The 8,898-nt window shown below is 61.3% G+C and carries 7 protein-coding genes; 2 read left to right on the top strand and 5 right to left on the bottom strand.

The annotated features are described in order from the left end of the window. On the bottom strand, positions 1 to 628 hold a 628-nt coding region (locus tag GNZ12_RS43910), incomplete at its 3' end, for a hypothetical protein (RefSeq protein ID WP_216673163.1). 709 nt (positions 629 to 1,337) lie between these two features. Between GNZ12_RS43910 and GNZ12_RS10310 the strand changes: the two genes are divergently transcribed. Next, positions 1,338 to 2,120, top strand: coding sequence for an ABC transporter substrate-binding protein (locus GNZ12_RS10310; RefSeq protein ID WP_172310246.1), 783 nt, complete (start codon positions 1,338 to 1,340; stop codon positions 2,118 to 2,120). Between the two features lie 64 nt (positions 2,121 to 2,184). Here the strand turns inward: GNZ12_RS10310 and GNZ12_RS10305 are convergent, their stop codons facing one another. The 4 genes from GNZ12_RS10305 to GNZ12_RS10290 all read right to left on the bottom strand — a co-directional run bounded on the left by GNZ12_RS10305 (position 2,185) and on the right by GNZ12_RS10290 (position 7,938). Beyond that, entirely contained in the window at positions 2,185 to 2,406 is a 222-nt protein-coding gene (locus GNZ12_RS10305) for a hypothetical protein (protein WP_328805977.1), read from the bottom strand. A gap of 224 nt (positions 2,407 to 2,630) precedes the next feature. Beyond that, positions 2,631 to 5,375 carry a glycoside hydrolase family 2 TIM barrel-domain containing protein gene (locus tag GNZ12_RS10300; RefSeq protein WP_172310244.1) on the bottom strand — a complete coding sequence of 915 codons (2,745 nt, stop codon included), beginning with the start codon at positions 5,373 to 5,375 and terminating at the stop codon, positions 2,631 to 2,633. 277 nt (positions 5,376 to 5,652) lie between these two features. Further along, positions 5,653 to 6,762: a polyamine ABC transporter substrate-binding protein gene (locus GNZ12_RS10295; RefSeq protein WP_172310243.1), complete on the bottom strand. Its 1,110-nt coding sequence runs from the start codon at positions 6,760 to 6,762 to the stop codon at positions 5,653 to 5,655. Between the two features lie 48 nt (positions 6,763 to 6,810). Continuing rightward, complete coding sequence (locus GNZ12_RS10290) at positions 6,811 to 7,938, bottom strand: DmpA family aminopeptidase (RefSeq protein WP_172310242.1); 1,128 nt, start codon at positions 7,936 to 7,938, stop codon at positions 6,811 to 6,813. 155 nt (positions 7,939 to 8,093) lie between these two features. On the opposite strand from GNZ12_RS10290, the gene GNZ12_RS10285 reads away from it, so the two are divergent. Next, on the top strand, positions 8,094 to 8,897 hold the full coding sequence (locus tag GNZ12_RS10285; RefSeq protein WP_172310241.1) for a helix-turn-helix transcriptional regulator: 804 nt from the start codon (positions 8,094 to 8,096) through the stop codon (positions 8,895 to 8,897). Position 8,898 lies beyond the last annotated feature (1 nt).

The following is an 8,898-nucleotide window of genomic DNA, read 5'->3' as shown; positions in this document are numbered from 1 at the left end:
CGGGCGCCCCCCCGGCGCCGCTTGCCCCCCCGTCCCCGGCCCCGCCCCCTTTCCCGCCCCCCCCCCCCTTCCCAGACCCCCCGCCGTACCCGCCGCCCGAGCCGCCGGAGCCGCCGGAGCCACCGGAGCCACCGGAGCCACCGTTCCCAGAGCCGCCGCCGTATCCACCACCCGAGCCGCCGGAGCCGCCTGAGCCGCCCGACCCACCGGAGCCGCCCGAACCGCCCGAACCGCCCGAACCACCGGAGCCACCGTGCCCCCCGTCTCCAGAACCGCCACCGTTCCCATCGCCCGAACCGCCCGAGCCACCATAACCGCCAATGCCACCGCCAGCAAAACCGCCGCCGTACCCCGAGCCGGAAACCGTAACGCCGCCCCAAGACGTGCTGCCGCCAAAACCGGAGCCGCTACTAACACCCGAACCACTGCCGGTCCACCCGCTGGGCGTGCCGCTGCCTCCTGTCCATGAGAATCCCGATCCCGGTTGCCCGGTGCCCGTCCATCCGCCGCCTTGCGTGATTGAGCTAGGCGGCGTGGACGTGACGTCTCCAGCCTGACACGAAGTGGCGAGCGACCACCATAGGAGTGCGCTTGCCGATGCAACAAGGGTGTGCTTGAAGGGAGCCATGATTAGTCCTTTCGCGATGGAATCGCGTCCTGATTGGTCAAAGGTGTAATCAGTGCCCCCGGAAAACCGCTGATCGGTCTTGCAGAAAAGGGTTACTTTGAGCCCGACACCGCGTGTGTGCGCGTCGCCTTCGTTTAGTTCTAGAGCACGGTGCGGTTGCGCCATGCCCGGATGTGGCGTACTCGGGTAGTTGGTCGCTGCAAGTTCCGAGCCAATGCGCCGGTGACGGAACGCGGCACGATCCGCGCATGGGCGGTGCCGGAATTGACGGGCGTGCGACAGAGAGCGTCTTGCTGGACGGGGCAGATCGGGCAGGGTGCGGAACACCGATGACGGCATCGTGTGGTGTGTGTTACGTCCCCCGTGTTACGTGTTCCCGCCACGTCGAACGTAACCTCGCCGTTACATGTCGTGCTGTGTAAATAGCTCAGACAAAAGGCGGCGTCTTCATAATATGGAGTCCGATGTATAAGGCGCGTGTTGGAAACGCGCGTTTAGATTTTCGCCGGCGGCGCGTTGATATGCGCCGTATGCATGGACTGATTTGTTTTATGAATTTGTAAGAGCGAGCAGATTAAGTTCGAATGTCGGGCACTGCGCGCCGGATGTGGCTCCGGCAAGGGCCCCAGCTTGGCGGCGCGCTTACCGCCCGTTTGCGGTTGTTCATTTACGCCGCGCATTTCTTAAGAAGAACGACAAAAGGAAAAATATGAAATCCATGCTTGCAACCCTGACGATTGTGCTGCTCGCCGTATCGTCCGGCAGCGCAATCGCGAAGGACTGGTCGACCGTGCGGTTCGGTGTCGACGCGAGCTATCCGCCGTTCGAATCGAAATCCGCCGACGGCAAGCTCGTCGGCTTCGACATCGACCTGGGCAACGAGATCTGCCGTCGCCTGAACGCCCAATGCGTGTGGGTCGAAAATGCCTTCGACGGGATGATTCCCGCGCTGAAGGGGCGCAAGTTCGACGGCGTGCTATCGACAATGTCGATGACGCCGGCGCGTCAGGCACAGATCGCGTTCTCGTCGAAGGTATTCAGGATCCCGACACGCCTCGTCGCGAAGAAGGGCGCGACGATCGTGCCGACGTCGGAAGCGCTGAAGGGCAAGCGAATCGGCGTCGAGCAGGGGTCGATCCAGGAAACGTATGCGAAGACGTACTGGGAGCCGGCCGGCGCGGTGATCGCGTCGTACCAGGATCAGGATCTCGTTTACTCGGACCTGATCGCTGGCCGCATCGACGCATCGCTGCAAAACGCGGTGCAGGCGGATGTCGGATTCCTGCGGACGCCGCGTGGCAAGGACTTCGCGTTTGCCGGCAATGCGCTTTACGACGCGAAGACGTTGGGAAGCGGTACCGCGATTGGTTTGCGCAAGGAAGACACCGACCTGAAGGCGAAGATCGACCAGGCGATCGCCGACATGCGCGCGGACGGCAAGTACGACAGGATCGCGAAAAAGTATTTCGACTTCGACGTCTACGGCCAGTGAAGACAGCCCGACTGGCGCACGCGATTGAGCGGCGAGTCGGGCTGTCGTCGCGATCCGCGCAATATCAATAGCCTAGCGCGCAGCCGTCCTTCCGGTGATCCGAGGCGCCGACCAGCACGCCCTGGTCCCAGTCGATCCATATCGCCTGCGATCCGCCGATCGCGGACGGCGCCGGAGACAGCCTGAAGCCGCGATCCGCCAGCGCCGCACAGACCGACGCGGGCATCGCCGCTTCGACCTCGACCGAGTCTGTACCTGGGCGCGGAAAGATGCGCGGCAAGTCCATCGCCGACTGCCAGACTGCGCATGCAGTTGCGAATCGATAAGGCAAGTACGAGGTCGCTCTTCGGGGTTGCTCCATCGATCCGCTTGCTTTGGCGTTCCTGGCCGCTCGCCTTGTGTGCAGGTCTGGAAGGATCTGCAACGTTACCGAGGCGAGCGACTATCGCTAACCCACAAGCGGTCAATGAGCGAAGTGAATTGCCCTGCCTCGGACGCGAAGGTAGCCCGTCAGTTTTTTGTGATCGAAATATTCGACACGACGGCCTCACCCACGCTCGGCTTGAAGTCGAGCTTGAGGCGCCCACCGGTAACCGTCACGGGGAAAGTACGGGTGATGACCGTGCGGTAGGCGCCCGCCGCAGCCAGCACGTCCAGATCGGGAAGCACAGTCACGCCATTGGCGTCCACGCTGAAGACGCGACCGCCGACCGCTGTCGCCTTGCCTGGTTCGAGGAAACCGAGCGTGACGCTGTACATGCCGTTGTCCAACGGGATGTCGTAGCTGAACCTGCCGCGGCGGACATTGGCGAACAGCTGGGGGTCGACAGTCCCGCTGACGGCGGTGCGATCGATCGGCACACCGCTGCGCAAGGCGACGCCGCTTTTCGGAACCAGCCATTCGGCCGTCCCTCCGACGAAGAAGTTGTCCGATCCGAAGAGGGCGCCGGTCGATGAGGTGAACCCCGTCGTGTACTGACCGGCGGCGATTCTCACGCCCTGGGTGTTCAGCGACCACTCCACCCAATCGTTCACTGTGCGCCCGCCGTGGTTTCCACTCGCTGTGAGCTTGTTGGCACCCGGGCTCAGTTTGACGTTCCTGAACACGCAGACCTTCATCGTGCATTGGTCCTGTGTCAGCGCCCCTATCGTGGTGCCGTTGAGCGAAAGCTGCACTGAATCTGTATTGCTGTAGACCTTGACGTCGACGGTGGCATACGCGCGATTCGTATAGCGGCGTCCGGTGATGTAGGTCACGGGCTCGCTGCTCAAGTTCGCTTTGTAGAAATAGAAGGCGTCCTTCTTCGTCTTGCGGTCGTACGTCACCAGGCCCTTCGTGTTGACCCCTTGCACGTCGCCCTCATTGCGGGTGCCAGAGCCGAAGTCGAACATGTTCCAGACGTAGCTGCCCCAAATGTACTTCCTGCTGGCGATGGCGCCGTAAATCTGCTCGTGAACGTAGCTGGCATATTCCTCTGGCTGATAGACCACCGGCTGGCCTGTATTGTTGCTCTCCGTCAGGCCGCCGAGCGGGTTGTCCGAGTGTTGCGTCACGGCCGACCCGGCGCCGTATTCGCTGATGCCGATCGGTTGGTTAGGGTACTTGGCATGGAGGGCATCAACGTGTGCGCCGAACTCCGCAGCACTGCTTCCGTAGTACCAGAGGTAGTAGCGATTGATTGCCCAGATGTCGGTGATCCCGCCGGTCGAAGTGAATTGGTGGCCGTAAGGTACGTCCTGCCCCAAGTCCGCATAAGTCGTCACGCGGCTACTGTCTTCGGCTTTGGCAAGCGCATGGAGCGCCTTCAGGAGCGGCGTGACGTTGTCGATGCCCGTCGTACTGGTCCTGCAACCCAGGGTGGTTTCGTTGCCGACCGACCACATTGCCACAGAGGCGCGGTTGTACTGCTGGCGGATCAGTTCCTGCAGTTGCTGCTTCGCGTTGGCCTTGAAGGCGTCGGTGACCGGGCCGCCGCACCCCGGAATGGATGTCTGGTTAACCAGGGGCAGCTCCGCCCAGACTACGAGCCCCAGTTGGCTCGCGCGCTCCAACGTGTACGGGCTGTGCGGATAATGGGCGAGGCGCACACTATTCGCGCCCATTTCCTTTATTAGCCCCAGCGATTCGTCGATGTCGCGCGTGGAAATGGCCCAGCCCTTGCCGAGGGCGTCCTGATGCAGGTCGACCCCGTGCAACGGCATGTGCTTGCCGTTCAGGAAGAACCCTGCGTTGGGATCAAAGCGCAGCTGGCGGATGCCGAAGCTCTGTATCACCTTGTCGATCGTCGTACCGTCCGACTTCACGAGCTCTGCGATCAGGCGATACTGGTAAGGATCATCCACGCCTTGCCACAAGTGCGCGTGGTCGACCGCGACCTCCTGGGCAACCTCGACGTTGCTGCCTGCCTTCAACGTTACCGTCTTCTGCACGCTCCCGGCGAGCTGCCCGCTGGCATCCAGAACGGAGACACGAATGAGGTAGTCGCCGTCCTGAGTGGAGTCGCTCTTGAGCTTCGCGCGCACGTCGACGGTCGCGCGGCTGCCAGTCACAGCGCCGGTCCTCGCGTACACACCCGGTCCGCCCATATCGCCAAGGTCGAAATGGACCGGAGCGGCCGTCTCCACCAGTTTGACGTCGCGATACAGGCCACCAGACATGTTGAAGTCACCGCCCAGCGGGGCGATAGCCGTAAGCTCTTTGCCCGTCACCGCTTCCCGGTTGTCGACCTTCACGAGTAGAACGTTTTTGCCGCTCGCGGCGAGCTTGTCTGTCACGTCAAAGCGGAACGCCGTGAAGGCGCCCTGGTGCTGCCCCAGCTTCTGTCCGTTCAGCCAGACGTCGGCCACGATACTGGCGGCGCCGAACTCGAGCCACTTGCGCGCGCCTGCTTCCGGGGTATCGAACTCGAGGCGATACCAGCCGAGCCCGCGCTTGTAAGGCACCGTGGCGTTAGTGCTCGCGGCGTCCTGAGCGTTCCAGGTATGCGGCAGGCTGACGTCTTGCCAGTTCTGCCCTGTTGCTGCCAACGCTGCGGCATCGGTGAGCGAATCGTCCTGCACAAATTTCCACCCCTGCGTCAACGCCTGCGACGCTCGCACTTCGGTGGGCGTGACCCTGGCGCCTTCGTCAGCCCTGCAGACGCATGCCGCGAGCGCCAGCGCGATCCCGAGCACCGCGAAATGGGTCGACTTTCGACATTTCCGCGGTGCGGCGAAAGTGGGTCCGGTCGTGATCCGCAGCAGCGACTTCGGCATAAGGTTGTCTCCTGGCTTCAGGATGGGAAGAGAGCGCAAACGCCTGCCTGGAAGTAGCGTCAGGAGATGGGCTGCAGCCAACGCGCCAAACCCGGCGTCGTCTCATTCTGCACTGGAATCGGCTATCCACTGATTCAACAATAACGTCGCTTGTGGGTCGCCGCGCCGGACACGGTGGAGTTTTACCGGACCTTCTTCGGCCCGGTGCGGAACGCCTTCGCCACGCTGCCCGACGATAAGCAGCGTGACTTGCGCCGTGGCCCGACCAGCTTCAACGTTATCGCCCAGACTTGAGTTGTGTCCACAGCCGGTTTTCAAGGCGCAGGATATCGGCCGGCAAAGGCAACGACAGTGTGAGCGATTTCATCTTGTCACCGCGAGGGTAGACCGCTTCGTTATCGAGGATCGCCGGCTTCACGAAAGTCCGGGCGGCAGCGTTAGCATTGGGATAGAAAACCTGATTGGTGATCGCCGCGCTAACCTTGGGCTGAAGGATGTAATTGATCCATTGCATCGCGGCTTCCGGGTGAGGCGCATCTTTCGGAACCCCCATCAGATCGAACCACAGCACGCCATCGCCTTTAGGAATGACGTAACGAATCTCATAGGCGCGATGGGCCTCTTCTGCGCGCCGTTTTGCGATCCCGACGTCGCCCGACCACGCTAGCGCAATGCAGACATCGTTATTGGCCAGGTCGTTGATGTAGCCGGAAGAATTGAACTGGGTGATGTACGGACGAATCGTTTTAAGCAGCTTGTACACGGCCTGATAATCGGCGGGGTTTGTGCTATTGGAATCCTTATGCAAGTAGATCAACCCCACCGAGAATGCGTCCTCTGCGGAGTCGAGTACGGAAACGCCGCAGGTTTTCAGTTTGGAGACGTATTGCGGATCAAACAGCAGATCCCAGCTATCGTAGGGTGCATCCTTGCCTAGAATTTGCGTCACCTTCGTGACGTTGTAACCGATGCCATCCGTTCCCCACGACCATGGCACGGTGTATTGATTACCCGGATCGGCTGACGCCAGCATCTTCATGAGCACGGGATCCAGATTCGCCAGGTTTGGAATCTTGCTCTTGTCGAGTTTTCGATAAACGCCCGCTTCAATCTGCTTGCCGGCATAGCTGGACGATGGCACCACGATGTCATAGCCCGATGAACCGCTTAGCAACTTGGCCTGCAAGGTGTCGTCGCCGTCATAGACGTCGTATCGCGTGTGAATTCCGGTTTCCTTTTCGAACCCCGACACGGTGTCGTCGGCGATATTGTCCGACCAGTTATAGACATTCAGTTCTTCGGCTTTGGCATGGTTTGCAGTCACAGCCAGGATGCCCGCTGCTGCGAGGAGCCCAGTGACGACGGTGATGAGATGGCGGGATGTCATAGTGACCTTTCGGTTTTAATGAAGGAACTCATGCGAGGGGAAGAAGCGTCAGTCAGCGAACGGGCGGTCCGCCTGATCTGCTCCGCGGCGCCAGCCAACTTGTTCCAGGGCTTTCAGCAGCCGGGCTGCGCCGAGCGCGGGAACATGAACACCTTGGCCATCCGCATCTTCAGCAGCGACAAGGGCGTTGAGAATCGCCTCTTCGACCGCTTCCGCAGCCGCGACGAATAGCGGAGAAATGAAATCGTGGCTGACACTGCGCACGCTGATGACAGGTTCGATCGCTTTGCCGTAATCCGCCGGCGGTATGCTGCGGTTGCCGACCGAGAAGGCGATGAAAATGTCGCCACTGGAATATTCGGTGCCGCCTCCCACTCGGGCTAACCCGATGCTTGCGCGTCGTGCGACTTGCTCGCACTGATGCGGAAGAAGCGGCGCGTCGGTCGCAAGCGTCACCACGATCGACCCCATGCCAGGGACGCCCGCCCGACGCCGGTCGAATGGCGACGGCAGATTCCGCAGCACTTCGCCAACCGGATAGCCCGCCACACGCAGCGCGTCGCGGCGGCCGTAGTTCGCCTGGACCAGCGCGCCGACGGTCCAGCCACCGTCCTCCGTGGTGAGCTTGCGCGAGGCGGTTCCGATGCCGCCTTTGAATTCATGACAGATCATGCCGGTGCCGCCGCCAACCGAGCCCTCGGCCACCGGTCCACTGCGGGCTTGGGACTGCGCCTCGTGGACATGCGTCGCGGTGACATGTTGTCCCCAGATATCGTTCAAGACGCCATCGAAGGTTTCCAGCACCACCGGCATGCACCAGTACTGGCTATCGCCGACCCATGCGCGCTCGGCGGCGACCAGTGCATCGCGCACCACGCCGACGCTGTGCGTGTTGGTGTAGGCAATGGGCGTGGTCAGCAGTCCCGACTCGCGTATCCATTCGAGACCCGTGGCATCGCCGTTTCCGTTGAGCACATGACAGCCGGCATAACATGGGTCGAACCGTGCGATGCCAGCGCGTGGCTCGATGATCGTCACGCCGGTTCGAATCGAAGCTTCTGCGCGATTTTCGACCAGGGTACGATGGCCGACTCTTACGCCTTGCACGTCGGTGATGCTGTTGAATGGACCGGGCGTGCCGTGGCCGACTCGAACACCGATGTCTCTGATACCCATACTTTTCTCCTGTGTTGCTTGCTGCGAGCAAGCTTGTCGGCGCGCATGCGTCGGGGTATGGAGATGGTAGGGTGGGCGGCGATAGGTGAAAATCAGGCCGAAGGGCTAGAACGATGGGGCGACCTACCCTTTTAGGGGTAGTGGGGGAAACTGGCATGCAGCTTGAAGTCGCAGACGTTGCATTTCATCAGCGGCTTGGACGTCTGGTCGAAAAACTCGATGACAAACAGTTCTGGCACGCGCTGATCGACCTGTTGCGCAAAGTGGTCCACTTTGACAACTGGGTGGTGGTGATCTTCTGGCCTAACGGGAAACCCCAGTTGATTGCGGAGATCCAGGCGCGTACGCCGCACGACGAACTGTTCAAAGGGTATTTGAACAGCGTCTATTTGTTGGACCCTTTCTATCAATTCAGCCTGGGCGCGATCAGCCCGGGCGTGTATTGCCTCGACGAAGTGGCGCCCGACCACTTCCGCGAAACCGAATACTTTCGCCGTTATTTTTCGGTGAACGTGCTGGAAGATGAGGTGCAGTTGTTGGCGCCACTGCCCGCGGGCGGAACGCTGTCGGTGTCGATCGGCAGTGAACGGCGCTTTAGTTCGACTGAAATCGGGACCCTCTGCCTTTACGGCGCATGGTTGCTTCCGTTGATGTGCCATGCCCTGTCGGCACAGACCGCTGTGCTGCCCCCGCCGGTGAGTTCTGCCGCGGGAAGCGACCGGCGCCGTCACTTCGAACAGGCGTTGCGCAAGCGGTCCAATGCGTCGCTCACCCAGCGTGAAATTGAAGTCGCGCTGATGATTCTTGCCGGTCATTCGACCAAAAATATGGCGAGGCTACTCGGCGTGTCACCTGCGACTGCCAAGGTTCACCGGCGCAATCTTTACAAGAAGCTGGATATCTCATCCCAGGCGACGCTGTTCCTGCTCATCATGGACGAAGAACCGGAAGCAGGCTGAG

The sequence above is a fragment of the Paraburkholderia solitsugae genome (assembly GCF_013177695.1).
Lineage (GTDB): Bacteria > Pseudomonadota > Gammaproteobacteria > Burkholderiales > Burkholderiaceae > Paraburkholderia > Paraburkholderia solitsugae.
Note: the sequence above shows the minus strand (reverse complement) of the source record. Positions and strands in the feature narration are given on the sequence as shown.